Annotated in this window: 20 protein-coding genes and 1 pseudogene; 17 read left to right on the top strand and 4 right to left on the bottom strand. The window is 69.0% G+C overall.

Annotation, left to right across the window (positions count from 1 at the left end):
- Window positions 1-411 precede the first annotated feature (411 nt).
- Entirely contained in the window at window positions 412-2013 is a 1602-nt protein-coding gene (locus tag ACWCQ6_RS11450) for an ABC transporter substrate-binding protein (RefSeq protein ID WP_451087858.1), read from the top strand.
- A gap of 63 nt (window positions 2014-2076) precedes the next feature.
- Here the strand turns inward: ACWCQ6_RS11450 and ACWCQ6_RS11445 are convergent, their stop codons facing one another.
- Both ACWCQ6_RS11445 and ACWCQ6_RS11440 read right to left on the bottom strand, forming a co-directional pair.
- The gene (locus tag ACWCQ6_RS11445; RefSeq protein ID WP_093541287.1) at window positions 2077-2748 is read right to left on the bottom strand and encodes a response regulator; all 672 of its coding nucleotides are present in this window, start codon (window positions 2746-2748) and stop codon (window positions 2077-2079) included.
- Window positions 2749-2758: 10 nt separating this feature from the next.
- Window positions 2759-3604, bottom strand: coding sequence for a RecB family exonuclease (locus ACWCQ6_RS11440; RefSeq protein WP_451088045.1), 846 nt, complete (start codon window positions 3602-3604; stop codon window positions 2759-2761).
- Between the two features lie 171 nt (window positions 3605-3775).
- Here ACWCQ6_RS11440 and ACWCQ6_RS11435 point away from each other — a divergent pair, with 171 nt between their 5' ends.
- The 3 genes from ACWCQ6_RS11435 (at window position 3776) to ACWCQ6_RS11425 (ending at window position 6818) form a co-directional block, all read left to right on the top strand.
- Window positions 3776-5026: a site-2 protease family protein gene (locus ACWCQ6_RS11435; protein ID WP_451087856.1), complete on the top strand. Its 1251-nt coding sequence runs from the start codon at window positions 3776-3778 to the stop codon at window positions 5024-5026.
- Window positions 5027-5087: 61 nt separating this feature from the next.
- Entirely contained in the window at window positions 5088-5993 is a 906-nt protein-coding gene (locus ACWCQ6_RS11430) for a tRNA (adenine-N1)-methyltransferase (protein ID WP_072484399.1), read from the top strand.
- Window positions 5994-6239: 246 nt separating this feature from the next.
- Window positions 6240-6818 carry a hypothetical protein gene (locus tag ACWCQ6_RS11425; protein WP_451087853.1) on the top strand — a complete coding sequence of 193 codons (579 nt, stop codon included), beginning with the start codon at window positions 6240-6242 and terminating at the stop codon, window positions 6816-6818.
- 42 nt (window positions 6819-6860) lie between these two features.
- On the opposite strand, the gene ACWCQ6_RS11420 is transcribed toward ACWCQ6_RS11425, so the two are convergent.
- Window positions 6861-7172 carry a ferredoxin gene (locus ACWCQ6_RS11420; protein WP_189543606.1) on the bottom strand — a complete coding sequence of 104 codons (312 nt, stop codon included), beginning with the start codon at window positions 7170-7172 and terminating at the stop codon, window positions 6861-6863.
- A 241-nt stretch (window positions 7173-7413) separates the two neighbouring features.
- Here ACWCQ6_RS11420 and arc point away from each other — a divergent pair, with 241 nt between their 5' ends.
- From arc to prcA, 6 genes and pseudogenes are all read left to right on the top strand, one after another.
- Complete coding sequence (arc, locus tag ACWCQ6_RS11415) at window positions 7414-9180, top strand: proteasome ATPase (protein ID WP_451087851.1); 1767 nt, start codon at window positions 7414-7416, stop codon at window positions 9178-9180.
- A gap of 234 nt (window positions 9181-9414) precedes the next feature.
- Window positions 9415-10926, top strand: coding sequence for a depupylase/deamidase Dop (gene dop, locus ACWCQ6_RS11410; RefSeq protein WP_451087849.1), 1512 nt, complete (start codon window positions 9415-9417; stop codon window positions 10924-10926).
- Window positions 10927-11046: 120 nt separating this feature from the next.
- Window positions 11047-11265: a ubiquitin-like protein Pup gene (locus ACWCQ6_RS11405; RefSeq protein WP_124718707.1), complete on the top strand. Its 219-nt coding sequence runs from the start codon at window positions 11047-11049 to the stop codon at window positions 11263-11265.
- A gap of 100 nt (window positions 11266-11365) precedes the next feature.
- Window positions 11366-11556 (top strand): annotated as a pseudogene (locus tag ACWCQ6_RS11400) (endonuclease domain-containing protein); the annotation flags it as partial.
- Window positions 11508-12353 (top strand): proteasome subunit beta, encoded by an 846-nt coding sequence (gene prcB / locus ACWCQ6_RS11395; RefSeq protein WP_451087847.1) that lies wholly within the window; start codon window positions 11508-11510, stop codon window positions 12351-12353. The pseudogene ACWCQ6_RS11400 and the gene prcB, both read left to right, overlap by 49 nt.
- Before the next feature lie 58 nt (window positions 12354-12411).
- The gene (gene prcA, locus ACWCQ6_RS11390; protein ID WP_451087845.1) at window positions 12412-13221 is read left to right on the top strand and encodes a proteasome subunit alpha; all 810 of its coding nucleotides are present in this window, start codon (window positions 12412-12414) and stop codon (window positions 13219-13221) included.
- 65 nt (window positions 13222-13286) lie between these two features.
- Here prcA and ACWCQ6_RS11385 read toward each other — a convergent pair whose 3' ends face one another.
- Window positions 13287-14327, bottom strand: a complete 1041-nt coding sequence (locus ACWCQ6_RS11385) for a LacI family DNA-binding transcriptional regulator (RefSeq protein WP_451087843.1) — start codon at window positions 14325-14327, stop codon at window positions 13287-13289.
- Window positions 14328-14458: 131 nt separating this feature from the next.
- On the opposite strand from ACWCQ6_RS11385, the gene ACWCQ6_RS11380 reads away from it, so the two are divergent.
- The 7 genes from ACWCQ6_RS11380 (at window position 14459) to ACWCQ6_RS11350 (ending at window position 20919) form a co-directional block, all read left to right on the top strand.
- A complete protein-coding gene (locus tag ACWCQ6_RS11380; RefSeq protein ID WP_451087841.1) occupies window positions 14459-15718 on the top strand; it encodes an MFS transporter in 1260 nt (419 codons plus the stop codon).
- 9 nt (window positions 15719-15727) lie between these two features.
- Entirely contained in the window at window positions 15728-17089 is a 1362-nt protein-coding gene (pafA, locus tag ACWCQ6_RS11375; RefSeq protein WP_451087839.1) for a Pup--protein ligase, read from the top strand.
- A gap of 126 nt (window positions 17090-17215) precedes the next feature.
- A complete protein-coding gene (locus tag ACWCQ6_RS11370; protein WP_451087837.1) occupies window positions 17216-18169 on the top strand; it encodes an FKBP-type peptidyl-prolyl cis-trans isomerase in 954 nt (317 codons plus the stop codon).
- 46 nt (window positions 18170-18215) lie between these two features.
- Window positions 18216-18590 (top strand): FKBP-type peptidyl-prolyl cis-trans isomerase, encoded by a 375-nt coding sequence (locus ACWCQ6_RS11365; protein WP_451087835.1) that lies wholly within the window; start codon window positions 18216-18218, stop codon window positions 18588-18590.
- Between the two features lie 113 nt (window positions 18591-18703).
- Window positions 18704-19657, top strand: a complete 954-nt coding sequence (locus ACWCQ6_RS11360) for a helix-turn-helix transcriptional regulator (protein ID WP_451087833.1) — start codon at window positions 18704-18706, stop codon at window positions 19655-19657.
- A 16-nt stretch (window positions 19658-19673) separates the two neighbouring features.
- Window positions 19674-20630, top strand: a complete 957-nt coding sequence (locus tag ACWCQ6_RS11355; protein ID WP_451087831.1) for a helix-turn-helix transcriptional regulator — start codon at window positions 19674-19676, stop codon at window positions 20628-20630.
- 19 nt (window positions 20631-20649) lie between these two features.
- Entirely contained in the window at window positions 20650-20919 is a 270-nt protein-coding gene (locus tag ACWCQ6_RS11350; protein WP_451087830.1) for a hypothetical protein, read from the top strand.
- Window positions 20920-20974: the final 55 nt, after the last annotated feature.

Below are 20974 nucleotides of genomic sequence, written 5' to 3'. Positions count from 1 at the left end.
CGCACCGAGCGTGCTTCTGTGAATAACGTGCTTCTGTGAATAAACGGAAAAGCTCCCGGTGGTGGATGGTGCGTTTTCTGTCGAGTGCAGGTGTGGGCGAGTCCGGTGAGCAGTAAAGGAGTCGGGTGAGCAGTAAAGGATTCGAGCAGTCCGGCGCGTGAGCTTGCTCACCCGAATGCGCTTCGGATGCACTTCGGGTCACTTTCAAGATCGCCCGACATGTCTGTTTTGAGGGGGGTGAAGTGCCCCGGTTCATGCGGATATCGGCGAAACCTTTTCGATGCGGGGAAATGGCTCGCCGGTAATTCCCATCACCATCCGTTTACGCGCCGGTACTTCTCCGGCCCGTCATTGCCGACAGCGCCTACTAATGTCGTTTTCTCCATGCCCGGGTGAGGGAGAGCGTCCAAGATGAACCGCAAGACTCTGGTGCTGCCGGCCGTCGTCGGCCTGCTCGCACCCGTACTCGCCGCCTGCGGCGCACCGGGCGACGGGGGCGATGACAAGGCCACCATCGTTGTCGGCACCACGGACCGGTTCATCGCCTCGAAGGACAATCCCGCGCCGCTCGATCCCGCCATCGGTTATGAAGCCGGTGTGTGGAACGTGCTCCGGCAGACCCTGCAGACCCTGGTGCATGTGCCGCGCGGTGGCGGCGAGCCGGTGCCCGAGGCCGCGGAGAGCTGCACCTTCACGGACACGCAGAACGAGAGCTACCGCTGCAGGCTGCGCAGCGGTCTGAAGTTCGCCGACGGCACGGCCATGACCGCCGACGACGTGAAGTACTCCATCGACCGCGTCATCCGCATCGATGCCCCCAACGGGCCCGTCGCCCTGCTCGACAACATCGACACGGTAGAGACGAAGGGTGAGCGGGAGGTCATCTTCCACCTGCGCGCGCCGGACGCCACGTTCCCGTACAAGCTCGCCACCCCGGTCGCCGGGATCGTGCCGCGGAGCCATTACTCGGCACAGTCCGCGCGTACCGGATTCCAGGTGGACGGCTCCGGCCCTTACACCATGAAGCCGGTGGTCGAGCACAACCAGGTCGTCAAGGTGCTCTTCACCAGGAACCCTCACTACAAGGGAGATCTGACGGTACGGAACGAGAGGGTCGAGCTGGACGTCTTCCCCGACCCGGCGGCCATGGGCAAGGCCCTCGACAACGAGAAGATCGACATGATGACCCGCACCATGTCGCCCGAGCAGTCCCAGCAGATGCTCGAACACCCCAGGGACGGTATCGAGCTCACCGAGGTGCCCGGCCTCGCCATCCACTTCCTGGGCTTCAACACCGACCATCCGGCCGTCAAGAACAAGGCCGTCCGCCAGGCCATGGCCCAGGTCGTCGACCGCGGTGAAATCGCGAGCAGGGTGTACGGCACCACGGCCGAGCCGCTGTACTCGCTGATCCCGTCCGGAATCACCGCGCACGCCAACTCGTTCTACAACAAGTACGGCGAACCCAGCGCCGAGAAGGCTGCGGCGATCCTGGACACGGCGGGCGTCGAAACCCCGGTGAAGCTCACGCTCCACTACCCGACCGACCGTGTCGGCGCCGGCACCGCCGCCGAGTTCGGAACCCTGAAGAAGCAGTTGAACGACACCGGGCTGTTCGACGTCACCGTCCAGGGAACCCCCTGGGCGAAGTACCGCCCGGCACAACTGCGCGGCGACTACGCCGTCTACGGCATGGGCTGGTTCCCCGACTTCCCGGACCCCGACAACTTCATGGCGCCGTTCCTCGACCGGAACAACTTCCTCAACTCGCCCTACAAGTCGACCCTGGCGCAGAAGACGCTCATCCCGCAGTCCCGCCGCGAGGCCGATCGCAGTGCCGCGGCGGGGACCTTCCAGCAGCTCCAGGACATCGTCGCCGAGGACGTGCCGGTACTGCCGATCTGGCAGGGCAAGCAGTACGCCGCCTCGCGCGAGGACCTCACCGGCGTCGAATGGGCGGTCAACTCGTCCGCCGATCTCCAGCTGTGGGAGCTGGCGAAGGAGGCCCGCTGAGCCCGGACGGCGCCCCGGCCGGGGCGGGAGACCCCGCCCGGACCCGGACCCGGGCCCGGGGCACTACTGGGCGCCGGGGCGCACCAGACCGCTTTCGTACGCGTACACGGCGGCCTGCACGCGGTCGCGCAGCCCGAGCTTGGTCAGCACATGGCCGACATGCGTCTTGACTGTCGTCTCGCTGACGAACAGATCCGCAGCGATCTCCGCGTTCGACAGACCGCGCGCCACCAGCTTCAGTACCTCGACCTCGCGGTCGGTCAGCGTGTGCAGGGTGTCGGGCACCGGCTCCTCGCCGGACGGCAGATGGTCCGCGTACTTGTCGAGAAGCCTGCGGGTGATGCTCGGCGCGAGCATCGCCTCGCCCGCCGCGACCACCCGGATGGCCTGCACCAGCTCATTGGCCGGAGCGTCCTTCAGCAGAAAGCCGCTGGCACCGGCGCGCAGGGCCTCCACCACGTACTCGTCGAGATCGAAAGTGGTCAGCACCAGCACCTTCGCCGGGCCGTCGCGGCCCGGCCCGGTGATCTGGCGCGTCGCCTCGACGCCGTCCATCCGTGGCATGCGGATGTCCATCAGCACCACATCGGGCTGCAGCGCCCGCACCTGGTCGAGAGCCTGGAGACCGTCACCGGCCTCGCCCACCACCGCCAGATCGCCCTCCGCCTCCAGAATCATCCGGAAGCCGGTGCGCAGCAGCGGTTGGTCGTCGACCAGTAGGACGCGGATAGCCACAGGGTCTCCTTCAGGGTCCTTCGAGGGCCACAGGCCGGCCGGCCTCAGCGCGGACCGGATTCATTCTGCCCTGCACATCCTGCCCCTGCTCCGCCGGGCGGACCGTCAACGGATAGACCGGGGGAGTACCGCCGAATTCGGGACAGACCGACTGGTGGTCGCACCAGCCGCAGAGCTTCGTCGGCCGGGGCCGCCACTCACCCGTCTCCGTGGCCAGCCGGATCGCGTCCCACAGCGCCAGCAGCTTGCGCTCCACCCGCTCCAGGTCGGCCACCACCGGGTCGTACGTCAAGATGTCCCCACTGCCGAGGTAGACCAGCTGGAGCCGCCGCGGCACCACACCCTTCAGCCGCCAGATCACCAGGGCGTAGAACTTCATCTGGAAGAGCGCGCCTCCCGCGTACTCCGGGCGCGGCGCCTTTCCCGTCTTGTAGTCGACGATCCGGACCTCGCCCGTCGGTGCCACGTCGATCCGGTCGATCACCCCGCGCAGCCGCAGCCCCGACTCCAGTTCCGTCTCGACGAAGAGCTCCCGTTCGGCGGGCTCCAGACGCGTCGGATCCTCCAGCGAGAACCACCGCTCCACCAAACTCTCCGCCTCCGAGAGCCAGCGCGAGAGCCGCTCGCCCCCGGCATCCTCGGCGAACAGCTCCGACAGCTCCGGCTTCGACTCCAGCAGCCGGTCCCACTGGGCGGGGACCAGGGCCGTGGCCCGTCCCGCCGTGCGTTCCACCGCGGGGTTGTCGAAGAGCCGCTCCAGCACCGCATGCACCAGCGTGCCCCGGGTAGCCGCCTCACTGGGCTTCTCCGGCAGTCTGTCGATGACCCGGAAGCGGTACAGCAGCGGGCACTGCATGAAATCGCTCGCCCGCGACGGCGACAGGGACGATGGCGGCTGAGGGGGCCGCGGCACGGTGGTCATGTCGAAGACCCTATGGCCCGCCACTGACAGCGGGCGGCATACCATCGACCACACAGCCTCGAACACTGCATGATCGTGCCGTAGGGCACCGACCGGAGGGACCCCGTGGACGAGAGCGGCGACAGCGGGCAGCCGCAGCCCGGCGCAGGGGGCAAGACCCCTGGCACCGGCCCCGGCGAGGGCGAACCGCAGCGCCCCGAAGAGCCCGGAGGCGGCCTCCTCATGGGCCGTCCCTTCGGCGTGCCGGTGTACGTCGCGCCCAGCTGGTTCCTGGTGGCCGCGCTGATCACCTGGGTCTTCGGCGGGCAGCTCGACCGGGTGCTGCCCGAGCTCGGCACGGCGCGCTATCTGGTCTCCCTCTTCTTCGCGATCGCCTTCTACGCCTCCGTGCTCGTCCACGAGCTCGCCCACACCGTCGTGGCGCTGCGCTACAAGCTGCCGGTGCGCCGCATCCAACTCCAGTTCTTCGGCGGCGTCTCCGAGATCGAGAAGGAGTCCGAGACCCCGGGCCGCGAATTCCTGCTCGCCTTCGTCGGACCGCTGCTCTCCCTGGTGCTCGCGGGCGTGTTCTACGGCGGGATGAAGCTCGTCGCCCCCGGCACCGTCCCCGGTGTCCTGCTCGCCGGGCTGATGATCTCCAACCTCCTGGTGGCCGCCTTCAACCTGCTCCCCGGCCTCCCGCTGGACGGCGGGCGGATGCTCCGCGCCGTCGTGTGGAAGATCACCGGCCGCCCGATGAGCGGCACCGTCGCCGCCGCGTGGGTCGGCCGCGCCCTCGCCGTCGTCACCCTGATCGGCCTGCCGCTGCTCACCCGCACCGGGGCCCTGGGCAACGACCCGGCCGAGCTCAGCGGCACGGACACGATCACGGACGCGCTGCTCGCCGCCATCCTCGCCGCGATCATCTGGACCGGAGCGGGCAACAGCTTGCGCATGGCCCGCCTGCGCGAACATCTCCCCGAGCTGCGCGCCCGTACCCTCACCCGGCGCGCCGTCCCGGTCGAGTCCGCCACCCCGCTCTCCGAGGCTTTGCGCCGGGCCAACGAGGCGGGCGCCCGCGCCCTCGTCGTCGTCGACGGACGAGGCGAGCCCAAGGGCATCGTCCGGGAGACGGCCATCGCCGGCGTGCCGGAACACCGCCGCCCCTGGGTGGCTGTCAGCGGCCTCGCCCAGGACCTCACCGAAGGCATGAAGGTCTCCGCCGAGCTGTCCGGCGAGGCACTCCTGGACCGGCTCAAGGCCAGCCCGGCCACCGAGTATCTCGTCCTGGAGGAGACCGGCGAGATCTACGGCGTCCTCTCCACCGCCGACGTCGAACGCGCGTTCGTTGCGGCCCTGGCCAGGCCGGCCGCCTGACCACCGGGGTCCGCCCCGGGCTCGCGGTCGGAGCCCCGGGAATCACCGGTACGCTGGTCACATGTCTGAACCGACCGGTGCCGCCCGCCGACGCGGGCCCTTCAAGGTCGGGGACCAGGTCCAGCTCACCGATCCCAAGGGACGCCACTACACCTTCACGCTCGAAGCCGGAAAGAACTTCCACACCCACAAGGGTTCTTTCCCGCACGACGAGCTGATCGGTGCTCCCGAGGGCAGTGTTGTCCGGACCACGGGAAACGTCGCCTATCTCGCGCTGCGCCCGCTGCTCCCCGACTACGTCCTGTCCATGCCCCGCGGCGCCGCCGTGGTCTACCCCAAGGACGCGGGGCAGATCCTGGCCTTCGCCGACATCTTCCCCGGCGCCCGCGTCGTGGAGGCCGGCGTCGGCTCCGGCTCGCTCTCCACCTTCCTGCTGCGCGCCATCGGCGACCAGGGCATGCTGCACTCCTACGAGCGCCGCGAGGACTTCGCCGAGATCGCCCAGCAGAACGTGGAGCGCTACTTCGGCGAACCGCACCCTGCCTGGCAGCTCACCGTCGGCGACCTCCAGGACAACCTCTCGGACACCGACGTCGACCGCGTCATCCTGGACATGCTCGCCCCCTGGGAGTGCCTGGAGGCCGTCTCCAAGGCCCTGGTGCCCGGCGGCATCCTCTGCGCGTACGTCGCCACCACCACCCAGCTCGCCCGGACCGTCGAGTCCATCCGCGAGATCGGCTGCTTCGCCGAGCCGCAGCCCTGGGAATCGATGATCCGCAACTGGCACGTCGAGGGCCTGGCCGTCCGTCCGGACCACCGCATGATCGGCCACACCGGCTTCCTCGTCACCGCCCGCCGCCTGGCCGACGGTGTGGAACCCCCGCTCCGCCGCCGCCGCCCCGCCAAGGGCGCCTACGGCGAGGACTACGACGGTCCCGGCAGCCAGAGCGGCTCCTCACGCGGCTGACGCGCGCAACGCACCGGCGCCGTCGTGGAGTTCCCGGACCGGCCCGGGAACTCCACGACGGCGCCCTTTCGTTGCGGGTACGGGGACACCGTCCCCACGGGCCCGGCAATCGGTGCCCACCCCACCGTTCCGCTGTTCTGTGAGGTGTGGCACGATGCTGGCCACCCCGCGCCACCGCAGCGGTCCCACCGGCGGCGCCGCCCGTCCCGGCATCCTTGACCACAGGAACCACAGGAGACATCCCGCGTGCAGACCTCCGAGCTCCCGGACCTCGCGCACACCGACACCAAGCCGCTGCACTGGCTCGCCACCGCGACCGCCATGGCCGTCGTCGTCGCAGCCGCCGGCCTGCTCCAGCCGGACCCCACGGCCTCGGCCTCCACTTCCCACCGCACCGAGTCGCGGCCCGGCACCACGGCTGTCACCGCCCCGGATCCGGCACGGGCGGACTTCCCCCTGGAATGCGGGGGACTGGAGCACACCGTGGCCCAGCAGGCCACCGGCGACCTGGACGGCGACGACCGCCCCGAAACCGTCGCGGTGGTCCACTGCGCGGCCGGCTCGGGCACCCCGCCCAGCGGCGTATACGTCCTCACGCGCGGCAGCGGGGCCGCACCACGGGTCGTGGCGACCCTGGTGGACCCCGCTCAGCAGATGAGCATCGGCGATTTCGCGGTGCGTGACGGAATCATCTCGGCCACTCTGCTCGGCTACTCCTCGGACGCAGTGGCGCGCTGCTGCCCCGACCAGCAGGAGCGGGTCACCTGGCAGTGGAAGGGCGGCGCATTCGTCCGTGCCACCCGGGCCGCCCCGAGCAGCGTCTGACCGGTCACCGGGCGTGAGCGAAGAGGCCCGGTGACCGCGGGATCAAGCGGCCTCGGGCCCGTACACCTCGACGCTGTCCGAAACGCGACGTACGTGGATACAGTCGCCCGGGCACTCCTTGGCCGAATCGACGACGTCCTGGAGCAGGGGCAGCGGAACGGGCGTGGTCGCGCCCTTGTCCTGCAGCAATTCGTCGTCCGCGCTCTTCACGTACGCCAGACCGTCGATGTCCAGCTCGAAGACCTCGGGCGCGTACTGGACGCAGATGCCGTCTCCCGTGCAGAGGTCCTGGTCGATCCAGACCTCCAGCTCCTGTGCGTCGCCACCGTTGGGAGCGTCCTGCTGCACGGTCATTTCTCCTGCCGTTTCCTGCGTATCCGAACCAAAAGAAGCCAGCCCTGACGGGTGTTGAACGGTTCGACGATACAACCGGCCGCTTTCCGATGTTGAAGGGTGGGTATTCCCCTGTCACGAGGGGGAACGCAAGGGTGAAGATCGGACACGCCCCGCAGTCTTTGTGATCTAGGGGTTTCAATCATCACCCACCCAGGTAGGGTCAGGAAGCGTCCAGCTCCCCTTGGAGGAGGTGAGGACCGTGGCAGCCCACGACGACGACATCAACCGCGGCATCCGGCCCGGGCGGGGGTCCGAAGACCCAGCCGGCCAGGTCGCCTATCTCGAGCAGGAAATCGCCGTCCTGCGACGTAAGCTCGCCGACTCTCCGCGCCATACGAGGATTCTCGAAGAGCGGATCGTCGAGTTGCAGACCAACCTGGCAGGCGTGTCCGCACAGAATGAGCGGCTCGCCAACACATTGCGCGAGGCCCGCGACCAGATCGTGGCCCTCAAGGAAGAAGTCGACCGGCTCGCACAGCCGCCGGCCGGTTTCGGTGTGTTTCTGCAGGGCAATGGGGACGGCACCTGCGACATCTTCACCGGGGGCCGGAAGCTCCGGGTGAACGTCAGCCCCAGTGTCGAGCTCGACGACCTCCGGCGCGGCCAGGAAGTCATGCTCAACGAAGCTCTCAACGTGGTTGACGCCATGGAATTCGAGCGGGCCGGGGACATCGTCACCCTCAAGGAGATCCTTGAGGACGGCGAGCGGGCCCTGGTCATCGGGCACACCGACGAGGAACGGGTGGTGCGGCTCGCCGAGCCGCTGCTGAACGCCTCCATCCGCCCCGGCGACGCCCTCCTGCTCGAACCCAGGTCCGGCTATGTCTACGAAGTAGTGCCCAAGAGCGAGGTCGAGGAGCTCGTCCTCGAAGAGGTACCGGACATCGACTACGACAAGATCGGCGGCCTGGGCGATCAGATCGAGCTGATCCGGGACGCGGTCGAGCTCCCCTACCTCCACCCCGACCTCTTCAAGGAACACGAACTGCGTCCGCCGAAGGGCATCCTGCTCTACGGTCCGCCCGGCTGCGGCAAGACACTTATCGCCAAGGCCGTCGCCAACTCCCTTGCCAAGAAGGTCGCCGAGGTCACCGGCCAGCCGGCGGGCAAGAGCTACTTCCTCAACATCAAGGGTCCGGAGCTCCTCAACAAGTACGTCGGCGAGACCGAGCGGCACATCCGCCTGGTCTTCCAGCGTGCCCGCGAGAAGGCGAGCGAGGGCACCCCCGTCATCGTCTTCTTCGACGAGATGGAGTCCCTCTTCCGCACCCGGGGATCCGGCGTCAGCTCGGACGTGGAGAACACCATCGTCCCCCAGCTGCTCGCCGAGATCGACGGCGTCGAGGGCCTGGAGAACGTCATCGTCATCGGCGCCTCCAACCGCGAGGACATGATCGACCCCGCGATCCTGCGCCCCGGCCGTCTCGATGTGAAGATCAAGATCGAGCGCCCGGACGCGGAGGCCGCGAAGGACATCTTCGCGAAGTACCTCACGCCGTCGCTGCCGCTGCACGCGGACGACCTCGCGGAGCACACCGGTTCCAAGGAAACCGCGGCACACGCCATGATCCAGTCCGTCGTCGAGCGGATGTACACCGAGTCCGAGGAGAACCGCTTCCTCGAAGTCACGTACGCCAACGGTGACAAGGAAGTCCTGTACTTCAAGGACTTCAACTCCGGCGCGATGATCCAGAACATCGTCGACCGGGCCAAGAAGATGGCCATCAAGGCATTCCTCGACCAGGGCCAGAAGGGCCTTCGCGTCTCCCACCTCCTCCAGGCATGCGTGGACGAGTTCAAGGAGAATGAGGACCTGCCGAACACCACCAACCCGGACGACTGGGCCAGGATCTCCGGCAAGAAGGGCGAGCGGATCGTCTTCATCCGTACGCTCGTCACAGGAAAGCAGGGCGCGGACACCGGGCGCTCCATCGACACGGTGGCGAACACCGGGCAGTACCTGTAGAACACGGACAGGCTGCGGATGCCCGGCCGGGCATCCGCAGCCGGTTGCTTTCGGTCCAGCTCACGCGACACCGCAGCAATGACGTAATTGATCTCCCCACCAGCACAGAGGCGCTCTAGGCTCTTGCGTACCGCCCGGTCGCGCAGTGCGTGGACGGGCAGCGCACGCGCACCGACAAGCAGCGGTACTTGAGCGCCGCCCCTCAAGGGAGCGCCGCCGGGCAAGGAGGGCCGCATGACCGTACGGCGAGTAATGGGCATCGAGACGGAGTACGGGATCTCCGTCCCCGGCCACCCCAACGCCAATGCCATGCTCACCTCGTCCCAGATCGTCAACGCCTACGCCGCGGCGATGCACCGGGCGCGCCGCGCCCGCTGGGACTTCGAGGAGGAGAACCCGCTGCGGGACGCGCGAGGTTTCGACCTCGCCCGCGAGACCGCGGACTCCAGCCAGCTCACCGACGAGGACATCGGCCTCGCCAATGTCATCCTCACCAATGGGGCCCGCCTCTACGTCGACCACGCACACCCGGAGTACAGCTCCCCGGAGGTCACCAATCCGCGGGACGCGGTCCTCTGGGACAAGGCCGGCGAACGCATCATGGCCGAGGCCGCCGAGCGCGCGGCCCAGCTTCCCGGCGCCCAGCCGATCCATCTCTACAAGAACAACACCGACAACAAGGGCGCCTCGTACGGCACGCACGAGAACTACCTGATGAAGCGGGACACCCCGTTCTCCGACATCGTGCGCCATCTGACCCCGTTCTTCGTCTCCCGCCAGGTGGTCACCGGCGCGGGGCGCGTGGGAATCGGCCAGGACGGCCACGAGCACGGCTTCCAGATCAGTCAGCGCGCCGACTACTTCGAGGTCGAGGTCGGGCTGGAAACCACGCTCAAGCGTCCCATCATCAACACCCGCGACGAACCGCACTCCGACGCCGAGAAGTACCGCCGGCTCCATGTGATCATCGGGGACGCGAACCTCTCGGAGGTCTCCACCTATCTCAAGCTGGGCACCACCGCCCTGGTCCTCTCCATGATCGAGGACGGCTTCATCAACGTCGATCTCGCGGTCGACCAGCCGGTGCGCACCCTGCACAACGTCTCCCACGACCCGACCCTGAAGCACCTCGTCACGCTGCGCAGCGGCCGCACCCTCACCGCCGTACAACTGCAGATGGAGTACTTCGAGCTGGGCCGCAAGTATGTCGAGGAGCGGTACGGGGCCGATGCCGACGAGCAGACCAAGGATGTCCTGATCCGCTGGGAGGACACCCTCAACCGGCTGGAGAACGATCCGATGAGCCTGTCCGGCGAGCTCGACTGGATCGCCAAGCGGGAGCTCATGGAGGGCTACCGCCGCCGGGACAGCCTCGACTGGGACGCGGCACGCCTGCACCTGGTGGATCTCCAGTACGCCGACGTGCGGGCCGAGAAGGGCCTGTACAACCGCCTGGCGGCCCGCGGGAAGATGAAGCGGCTCCTGGACGAGAGCGAGGTCGAGCGGGCCCGTACGGGGCCTCCGGAGGACACCAGGGCCTACTTCCGCGGTCGCTGCCTGGAGCAGTACGCCGACGACGTGGCGGCGGCCTCGTGGGACTCGGTCATCTTCGACCTGCCGGGTCATGACTCTCTGCAACGGGTACCCACCCTGGAACCGCTGCGCGGCACCCGCAGCCACGTCAAGGAGCTCCTGGACCGCTGCCGCACGGCCGAGGAGCTGGTCCAGGTCCTGTCGGGCGGCTGAAAGGGCGGGGATCGGGGAATCATCGGGATGTCCCCCGGACGTTGAGGGAAGTACCGGGCCGATGTCGGAGCCCGTGGGTAGGGTCTGATCAAGTGCTTCGAACCGAGCGGGGTGAGCTAGATGGCGACCAAGGACACCGGCGGCGGACAGCAGAAGGCGACGCGTTCCACCGAGGAGGTCGAGGAGCAGGCGCAGGACGCCCAGGTCTCCGAGGACCTCAAGGACCGCCAGGAGAAGCTGAGCGACGACGTCGACTCGGTTCTGGACGAGATCGATGACGTGCTGGAAGAGAACGCGGAGGACTTCGTGCGCTCCTTCGTTCAAAAGGGTGGACAATAGTTCACACATCTGAACCCGGGGGAGTGGAGAGCGTTGCGCGCGGTACGGGCCGACCGGCCCGTACCGCGCGGGCGCAAGCGGCACCGCGAGCCGTGCGGCTGCCCCCGCCGTTCGTGTGGATCACCGCCGCGGGACGGGTAGGGTCCGTGGCGTAACCGCATCAACTGCAATTCGGCCATCGGCAAGTTGGGAGACGATCCTGACGCCTAGCTCAGGGCCGTCGCTTACCTGGAGGGAAACGCGTGGAAGCCAACACTCGTAGCACCGGGCGTCTACCAGCTGCCTTCCTGACGCCGGGATCCTCTTCGTTCATGGATTTCCTGTCCGACCAGTCGCCCGGGATGCTCCCGGGCAACCGGAACCTGCCGCCGCTCCAGGGGGCCGTCGAGGCACCGCACGGGACGACCATCGTCGCGGCGACCTTCGACGGCGGCGTGGTGCTGGCCGGTGACCGGCGCGCGACCATGGGCAATGTGATCGCGCAGCGAGACATCGAGAAGGTCTTCCCGGCCGACGAGTACTCGGCGGTGGGCATCGCCGGCACGGCCGGGCTGGCCGTGGAGATGGTCAAGCTCTTCCAGCTGGAGCTGGAGCACTTCGAGAAGGTCGAGGGAGCACAGCTCTCCCTGGAGGGCAAGGCGAACCGGCTCTCCACGATGATCCGCAGCAATCTGGCCATGGCCATGCAGGGCCTTGCCGTCGTGCCGCTCTTCGCAGGCTTCGACATCGACCGTGAGAAGGGCCGCATCTTCTCGTACGACGTCACCGGCGGCCGTTCCGAGGAGCAGGGCTACGCGGCCACCGGCTCCGGGTCGGTCTTCGCCCGCAGCTCGATGAAGAAGCTCTACCGCCAGGACCTGACGGAGCAGGAGGCGCTCACCCTGGTCGTACAGGCGCTGTACGACGCCGCGGACGACGATTCGGCAACCGGCGGTCCGGATGTGGCCCGGCGGATCTACCCGATCGTCACCGTCATCACCGACGAGGGCTTCCGGAGGCTGGAGGAGGCGGAATCCTCCGAGATCGCCCGCTCCATCCTGGAACAGCGTCTGGAGCAGCCCGACGGCCCGCGCGCCGCGCTGCTCTGACCGCGGTTCCGCTGCTTCTTCGATGCTCTTGTCACTGACAGAAAGGGACGGATAACCGGTGTCGACGCCGTTCTATGTCTCACCCCAGCAGGCCATGGCCGACCGGGCGGAATACGCCCGGAAGGGCATTGCCCGTGGTCGCAGCCTGGTTGTGCTGCAGTATGCCGACGGCATTGTGTTCGTCGGCGAGAACCCGTCCCGTGCGCTGCACAAGTTCAGCGAGATCTACGACCGGATCGGCTTCGCTGCCGCCGGCAAGTACAACGAGTACGAGAATCTCCGTATCGGCGGCGTACGCTATGCCGATCTGCGTGGATACACCTACGACCGTGACGACGTGACGGCCCGTGGGCTGGCCAACGTCTACGCGCAGACGCTGGGCACCATCTTCTCCAGTGCGGCCGAGAAGCCGTACGAGGTGGAGCTGGTGGTCGCCGAGGTGGGCGTCGAGCCCGAGGGCGACCAGATCTACCGGCTGCCGCACGACGGCTCGATCGTCGACGAGCACGGATCGGTCGCGGTCGGCGGCAACGCCGAGCAGATCAGCACCTTCCTGGACCAGCGGCACCGCGACGGGATGACGCTCGCCGAGGCGCTGAAGCTGGCGGTGCAGGCGCTGTCGCGCGATCCCAACGGCAGTGAGCGGGAGATCCCCGCGGAGCGGCTGGAGGTCGCGGTCCTGGACCGTACGCGGCCGCAGCAGCGGAAGTTCAAGCGGATCGTCGGCAGGCAACTGGCGCGCCTGCTGGAGGCGGACGGTGGCTCCGCCCCGACGGACGCCCCCTCCGACACGGAAGAGGGCGAGGGCGGCGAGTCCGCCGCGACGGATGCTCCCGAGTCCACCGACTCCGGCGGGGACGTGGAGTAGCCCCCGGGACGCCCCATCGCTGTTCCAGTGCCCCGGCCCGCCGCACTCGGCGGGCCGGGGCACTGTCATGTGTGCGGGGTGCCTGCGGGCGGGGGCGCCGACGACCCTCGGGCCACCAGGTGCACGGGGAGGCTGCCGGGTTCGGCCGACCGGTCGTCCAGGACCGCCAGCAGCGCCGCCATGCCGCGCTCCCCGACCTGCTCGGCGGGCAGCTGCACGGTGGTGAGTTCCGGCTCGACGGCCGTGGCCAGGGCCAGATCGTCGAAGCCGGTGACGGACAGGTCGTCGGGCACGCGGAGGCCGAGCCTGCGGGCGGCCTTGCAGGCACCCGCGGCGAGGATGTCGTCGTCGCAGACGATGGCGGTGGGCCGGGGGCCCGGGGCGGCGAGCGCGTGCTCCGCCGCGATGCGGCCCGCGTGGACGTCGAGCGCCGCCGGTACGGTCCGTACGGAGGTGCCGGGAACGGCCCGCAGGGCGTCGTGGAGCGCCCGGCCGCGCACCGCGAAGGTCCAGGAGCCCACCGCCGAGGCCAGGTGGACGAAGCGGCGGTGGCCGAGGGTGAGCAGATGGTCTGCCACCTGCCGCATTCCGTCGGCGATGTCCAGATTGACGCGGGCAGCGACACCGGTGTCCGCCGGGTCGCTGTCGAGCATGACCAGCGGCAGGCCCGCGCCGCGCAGCTCGTCGAGCGCGCCGGCGGCCATGGACGAGGCGATCACGCCGTCCAGGGAGGCACTCGCGGAGTCGAAGGGGTCCCGGGCCGGGCCGGTGCCGTCGGGGGACGGGTAGAGGACGACGCCGAAGCCGTGTTCGGCGGCGACCGCGGCGGCGCCGGTGTAGACACGCGCGAAGAACTCGTTGGTGAGCGCGGGGACGACCAGCAGCGCGGTCCTGGTACGGCCCAGGCGCAGGTTGCGGGCGGCGAGGTTGGGGCGGTAGCCGAGCTCGTGGGCGGCGGTGCGTACGCGCTCGGCGGTGGCCTCGGAGACCCGGCCGCGCCACTTGCCGCCGAGCACGAGGGAGACGCTGGCCTGCGAGACGCCCGCGGCCCGGGCGACGTCGCGGCTGGTGGGCCGGGTCGGGACGGGCTGTGCTGCGCTGGTCACTCGGACCTCCGGGCCGGTCGGGGCAGGCGCCGTGAGGTGGACCTGCGGACTGGGCACATGGTACGTATGACCCTGACGTTATACGTAAAACCTCGGGGTCGTCGGACGCCGGGGGAGAGGGGCGACAGGACATGGCCGCGGGATATCTGGACATCCTCCGGACGCGGCATGCCGCCCGGCTGCTGGCGGGGACCCTGGTGGGGCGACTGCCCAACGGCACCGCCCCCGTCGCGATCGTGCTGTTCACCCGCTCCGAGGGCGGCAGCTACGCCCTCGCCGGAGCGCTCGCGGCCGTGTACGGGCTGGCCACCGCGGTCGGCCAGCCGCTGCTGGGCCGCGCAGTGGATCTGTACGGCCAGCCGCGCGTCCAGCTCCCGGCCGCGGTGGTTTCGGCGCTCGGCATGGCTCTGCTGGCCCTGGCGGGCCTGGGGTCGCTGCCGCTGGCCTACGCGGCGGTGGCGGTGGCCGGCGTCTTCACGCCGCCGCTGGAGGGTGGCCTGCGGGCCCTGTGGCCGAGTGTTCTGGGCGGTGAGGACCGGGTGCACCGAGCGTACGCCCTGGACGCCGTCGCCCAGGAGGTCATGTTCACCGTTGGCCCGCTGCTGGTGACGGTGCTGGTCTCGCTCTGGTCACCCGCCGCGGCCCTGCTGGTCATCAATGCGACGGGGGTCCTGGGGGCGCTCTCCGTCGTCCTGTCCGAGCCCTCCCGGGCCTGGCGCTCCGCACCCCGCGAGGCGCACTGGCTGGGCGCGCTGCGCTCGCCGGGGCTGCTGGCGCTGCTCGGATCGTTCTTCTTCGTCGGACTCGCGCTCGGCTCGATCACGGTGGCCGGTGTGGCGTATGCCGACGACCACGGCCGGGAGTCGGTGTACGGCTGGCTGATGGCCGCGCTCGGGCTGGGTGCGCTGATCGGCGGCGTGGTCTACGGGGCACGGCAGTGGGCCGGGGCGCCGGAGCGCCGGCTGCGGGTCATCGTGGCGCTGCTGGCACTGGGCTATCTGCCGCTGATGCTGACCCCCGGAGTGGTCGCCATGACCGCACTGGCGGCAGTGGCCGGAGTTTTTCTGGCCCCCGCCATCGCATGCTCCTTCATCGTGGTCGACCGGCATGCCCCGCGGGGTACTGTGACCGAGGCGTTCTCCTGGCTGGTGACCACCTTCGGGGTCGGCGCGGCGGCGGGAACGGCCGTGGCGGGCCCGGCCATCGAGCTGGGAGGCACCTCATGGGGCTTCGCCGTGGCGGCCGCCGGTGGGGTGGCGGCACTGCTCGTCCTGCTGGCGACGGGAAGGGTGCTGGCAGTTCCCGGGCGTACGGCCGTTGCCGTGCGGGGATCGGAAAATGATCGAAACGGTGCTGTCGAACCCGGTTTCAGCTCAGGCCATCAGGCGTAATGTTCAGTCATGGACCGCCGCATTTTCGGGCTGGAGAACGAGTACGGCGTCACGTGCACGTTCAGGGGACAGCGCCGACTGTCCCCTGATGAAGTGGCGCGCTACCTCTTCCGCCGTGTTGTGTCATGGGGCCGCAGCAGCAATGTCTTTCTGCGGAACGGCGCCCGCCTCTACCTTGACGTGGGATCGCATCCGGAATATGCAACCCCCGAATGCGACAACCTGACCGAACTGGTCACCCACGACAAGGCCGGCGAGCGCATTCTCGAAGGCCTGCTCGTCGACGCCGAACGCCGCCTGCACGAGGAGGGAATCGCGGGCGACGTCTATCTCTTCAAGAACAACACCGACTCGGCGGGAAACTCCTACGGATGTCACGAGAACTATCTCGTGGCCCGGCACGGAGAATTCTCCCGGCTCGCGGACATCCTCATTCCCTTCCTCGTCACGAGGCAACTGATCTGCGGCGCGGGCAAAGTGCTGCAGACCCCCCGGGGCGCGGTCTACTGCGTCAGCCAGCGTGCCGAACACATCTGGGAGGGCGTCAGTTCCGCGACCACGCGTTCCCGCCCGATCATCAATACGCGTGACGAACCGCACGCGGACGCGGAGCGGTACCGCCGCCTCCACGTCATCGTCGGTGACTCCAACATGTCCGAGACGACCATGCTGCTCAAGGTCGGCGCGACCGACCTGGTGCTCCGCATGATCGAAGCGGGCACGGTGATGCGGGATCTGACGCTGGAGAACCCCATCCGGGCGATCCGGGAGGTCAGCCACGACACCACGGGGCAGCGCAAGGTGCGCCTGGCCAGTGGCCGTGAGGCGTCCGCCATCGAGGTGCAGCGCGAGTACTACGAGAAGGCCGTCGACTTCGTCGACCGCCGTGGCATCCGCACCGGAACCGTCGCCCGGGTCCTGGAGCTCTGGGGCCGCACGCTCGACGCGGTCGAGGCCCAGGACCTCGACCGGATCGAAACCGAGATCGACTGGGTGATGAAGCACAAGCTCATCGAGCGGTACCGGGCCAAACACAACATGACCATGTCGCATCCGCGGGTCGCCCAGATAGACCTCGCTTACCACGACATCCACCGCCGTCGCGGCCTGTACTACCTGCTGGAGCGCAAGGGGCAGGCCGCCCGTGTCTGCAATGACCTGAAGATCTTCGAGGGCAAGTCCGTGCCCCCGCAGACGACCAGGGCACGGCTGCGCGGCGACTTCATCCGCAGGGCGCAGGAGCAGCGGCGGGACTTCACCGTCGACTGGGTCCACCTCAAGCTCAACGACCAGGCGCAGCGCACCGTGTTGTGCAAAGACCCGTTCCGTTCGGTCGACGACCGTGTGGAGAAATTGATCGCGGGTATGTGAGCCGGCGCAGGACGATCCCGGCCACCGACGCGACGCGGGCCCCGTACGTTCCTCGTACGGGGCCCCGCGTACGCCCTAGAGTGTCGGGGACTCAACCAACTGTGCCGTCTGAGATCTGAGGAACAAGTGCGCCGACTTGCCGGCCTTCTCGTCGTCCCCCTGTTGCTGCTGACAGCGGGGTGCGGCGAAGAGAAGGGCTCCGATTCTGATTCCGTTTCCGCTTCCGCCGCGTCGAAGGACGGGTTCCCCGCGATCACCGCAGGCGCGAAATTCGGTGAGAAGCCGACCCTGGCCAAGGGCACGGGGAACCCGCCCAAGGAACTGAAGACCAGAGTCGTCAGCCAGGGAGACGGCGCCACGCTCAAGAACGGCGACGCGATCCAGGTCAACTACCTCGGTCAGTCCTGGGACTCGGACAAGCCCTTCGACAACAGCTTCGACCGCAAGCAGCCGTTCGATCTGACCCTCGGCGCCGGCATGGTCATCCAGGGCTGGGACAAGGGCCTCGTCGGCCAGAAGGTCGGCAGCAGGGTCCAGCTGGTCATTCCGCCGGACCTCGGCTACGGCGCCCAGGGCCAGGGCGACATCAAGCCCAACGCCACGCTCGTCTTCGTCGTCGACGTCCTGAAGGCGACGCAGATCCCGGCCTCCGCCAAGGGCACCGAGGTCGCCCAGGACGACATCGACCTGCCGAAGGTCGGCACCAACACGGACGGCAAGGCCCCCAAGGTCACCATCCCGACCAAGACCGACCCGCCGACGAAGCTCGTCTCCAACTACGTCCTGGAGTCCAAGGGCGACGTCGTGAAGGACACCGACAGCGTCGTCGTGAACTACGTCGGAATGACGTGGAAGGACGGCAAGACCTTCGACAGCACCTACGCCACGGGCAAGACACAGACCTTCCCGCTCGCCCAGGTGACCCTGAAGGGGCTGAAGAACGGGCTGGTCGGCAAGAAGATCGGCAGCCGGGTGCTGCTCGTCATCCCGCCGGACCAGGGCTTCGGTGACAAGGCGCAGCAGTCCATCCCCGCCAAGTCCACCCTCGTCTTCACCGTGGACATCCTGGCGAAGATGTAAGACTGTCCCGGTTGCCCAGCAGTTCATCAGTAAGAGGAGCAAGTCAGTGAGCATCGAGAAGCCCGAGATCGACTTCCCGGGTGGCGAGCCGCCGGCCGATCTGGAGATCAAGGACATCTGGGAGGGCGACGGCCCGGTCGCCAAGGCCGGCGCCACCGTCTCCGTCCATTACGTGGGCGTGGCCTTCTCCACCGGCGAGGAGTTCGACGCCTCCTGGAACCGTGGCACCCCGCTGCAGTTCCAGCTCGGTGCCGGCCAGGTCATCACCGGCTGGGACAAGGGCGTGGAGGGCATGAAGGTCGGCGGCCGTCGCCAGCTGACCATTCCCGCGCACCTCGCGTACGGCGACCGCGGCGCCGGCGGCGGCCGCATCGCGCCCGGCGAGACGCTGATCTTCGTCTGCGACCTGGTCGCCGTCTGATCCGCATCCGTGCGATACGAGGGCCCGTGCCGCGAGGCACGGGCCCTCGCTTTTGTCCCGACACCGCGTAGCGGTACGGTCGACGGTCGTAGAGCGAAACAGAAAGGGCATCGATGGCGATTGCCAAGGCCGAGCGGCTGATGAACCTGGCGCTGTGCCTGTTGGGGACCCGCCGTCCGCTCAGCAAGCGCGAGCTGCGCGGATCCATCGAGGCCTATCTGGAAGCGGGCTCCGACGACGCCTTCAACCGGATGTTCGAGCGTGACAAGGACGACCTGCGCGAGCTCGGCCTGATCATCGAGACGGTGGAGAACCTGGACGGCGAGACGGGGTATCTCGCCCGCCGCGACAGCAACCGGCTGCCCCCGATCACGCTGGACGCCGAGGAGGCCGCCGCGCTGGGGCTGGCTGCCAAGGTCTGGCAGCAGGCGCGGCTGGCCGGCGCGGCCAGCGGTGCGCTGCAGAAGCTGCGGGCCGCCGGGATGCCGGAGGCCGAGGACGCGTACGAGGTGCACAGCGCCCTCGAACCGCGCATCCCCGTCCACGAGGCGGCGTTCGAGCCGCTGATGCTGGCCTGCCGCAACCGCCGCCCGGTGACCTTCGACTACCGCAAGGGCAACGCCGCCAAGCCCGAACAGCGCCAGGTCGAGCCGTGGACCCTGGAGTGCTGGCGCGGACACTGGTACCTGGCCGGCTGGGACCGGGAGCGCGGCGCGGAGCGGGTGTTCCGGCTCTCCCGGATCACCGGACGGGTCCGCTCCCGGGCCGGGGCGTTCACCGCCGAGGTGCCCGACGTCGTGACCGTACGCGAGACGGTCGAGAGCTGGGCGGGGGAGACGGCCACCAGGACCGCGCTGATCAGGCTGCGCACCGGTGCCGGCTACCCGCTGCGCTCGCGCGCCGTGGCGGTCCGGGAACTCGGGAACGGGTGGGACGAGTTGGAGATTCCGTACGGACACGGTCTGGACGCCTGGCTCGTCGAGTTCGGTCCGGACGTCGTCGTGCAGGAACCCGCCGACCTGCGGGCCGATGTGGTGGACCGGCTGCGCGCCGTGGCCAAGGACTGAGAGGGAAACGGCACCCATGGCCACGAACGCGATCGACCAGACCCGCCGGATGCTCTCCCTGGTGACGTATCTGCGCGAGCGCCCCGGCGCCCATGTCCAGGACGTCGCCCGCGCCTTCGGGATCTCCGAGGACGAGCTGATCTCGGACCTCGACGTACTGCCCATGTGCGGTACGAGCTTCCGCGGCGGGGACCTGCTGGACATCGACACCGACGGCGACCGCATCTGGTGGCACAACCCGGACGACGTCGCGGAGCCGCTGCGGCTCGCGGCCGACGAGGCGACGGCCCTGCTGGTCGCCGCCCGCGCGGTGGCCACGCTGCCGGGGCTGCGCGAGAGCGACCGGCAGGCGCTGCTGCGGGCCACCGCGAAGCTGGAGACCGCGGCCGGCGAGGTGGGGGCGGCGAGCTCGCGGCTCTCGGTCACCTTCGAGTCCGAGGGCGGCGTCTTCGCCGATGTGGACCGGGCGATCTCCGAGCGGCGCCGGCTCTGGCTGCGCTACTACTCTCCCGCGCGCGACGAGCTCACCGAGCGCGAGGTGGACCCGATCCGGCTGTTCGCCGTGGGGCACACCTACATGGAGGCCTGGTGCAGGTCGTCCGAGGACCGGCGTACGTTCCGGCTCGACCGGGTTGCCGAGATCCGGCTGCTCGACGAGCCGGCCGCGCCGCCCGAGCTGGAACTGCGGGATCTGTCCGAGGGACTTGTCCAGCCGGCCGCCGAGGACCCGGAGGTCGTCGTCGAGGTGGGCCCAGGCGGACGCTGGGTCGCCGAGTACTACCCGCACGACAGCGCGGAGGAACTGCCCGACGGCGGACTGCGGATCGCCCTGCGCACGCCCGACCCGGCCTCGCTGCGCAGGCTCGCACTGCGACTGGGCGGCGAGGGCCGCATCGTCTCCCCGCCGGAGCTGGCCCGGAGCGCACAGCAGGCGGCCCGTGCGGCGCTCGCCGCGTACGACGTGCAGGTCTGAGCGGAAACCTGAGGGAGATATGAGCAATATGTCTGTGATGTCGGGTGTTCCGACCGTGGTGGTGCCCGAGTCCGTACGGTTCAAGGCAGCCTGCCCGGACTGCCACGAGCGGTTCGAACTGGCTGCGGCCGCTATCCGCCTCGCCGTGGGGGCGAGCCGTCGGACGACGTTCTACTCCTTCACCTGCCCGCAGTGCGGCGCGGCGGTCCGCAAGCCGGCGGGGGAGCGGATAGTCGAGCTCCTCAGCCGGGGCGGTGTGCGGACGCTGCGCCTCCACACCGGCAACTAGGGCGTGTTTCGAAAGTCCCGCCTGGTCGGCGTCGTCCGCCCCCTGGGCGGACGAC

The organism is Streptomyces sp. NPDC001880 (assembly GCF_053594575.1).
Note: the sequence above shows the minus strand (reverse complement) of the source record. Positions and strands in the feature narration are given on the sequence as shown.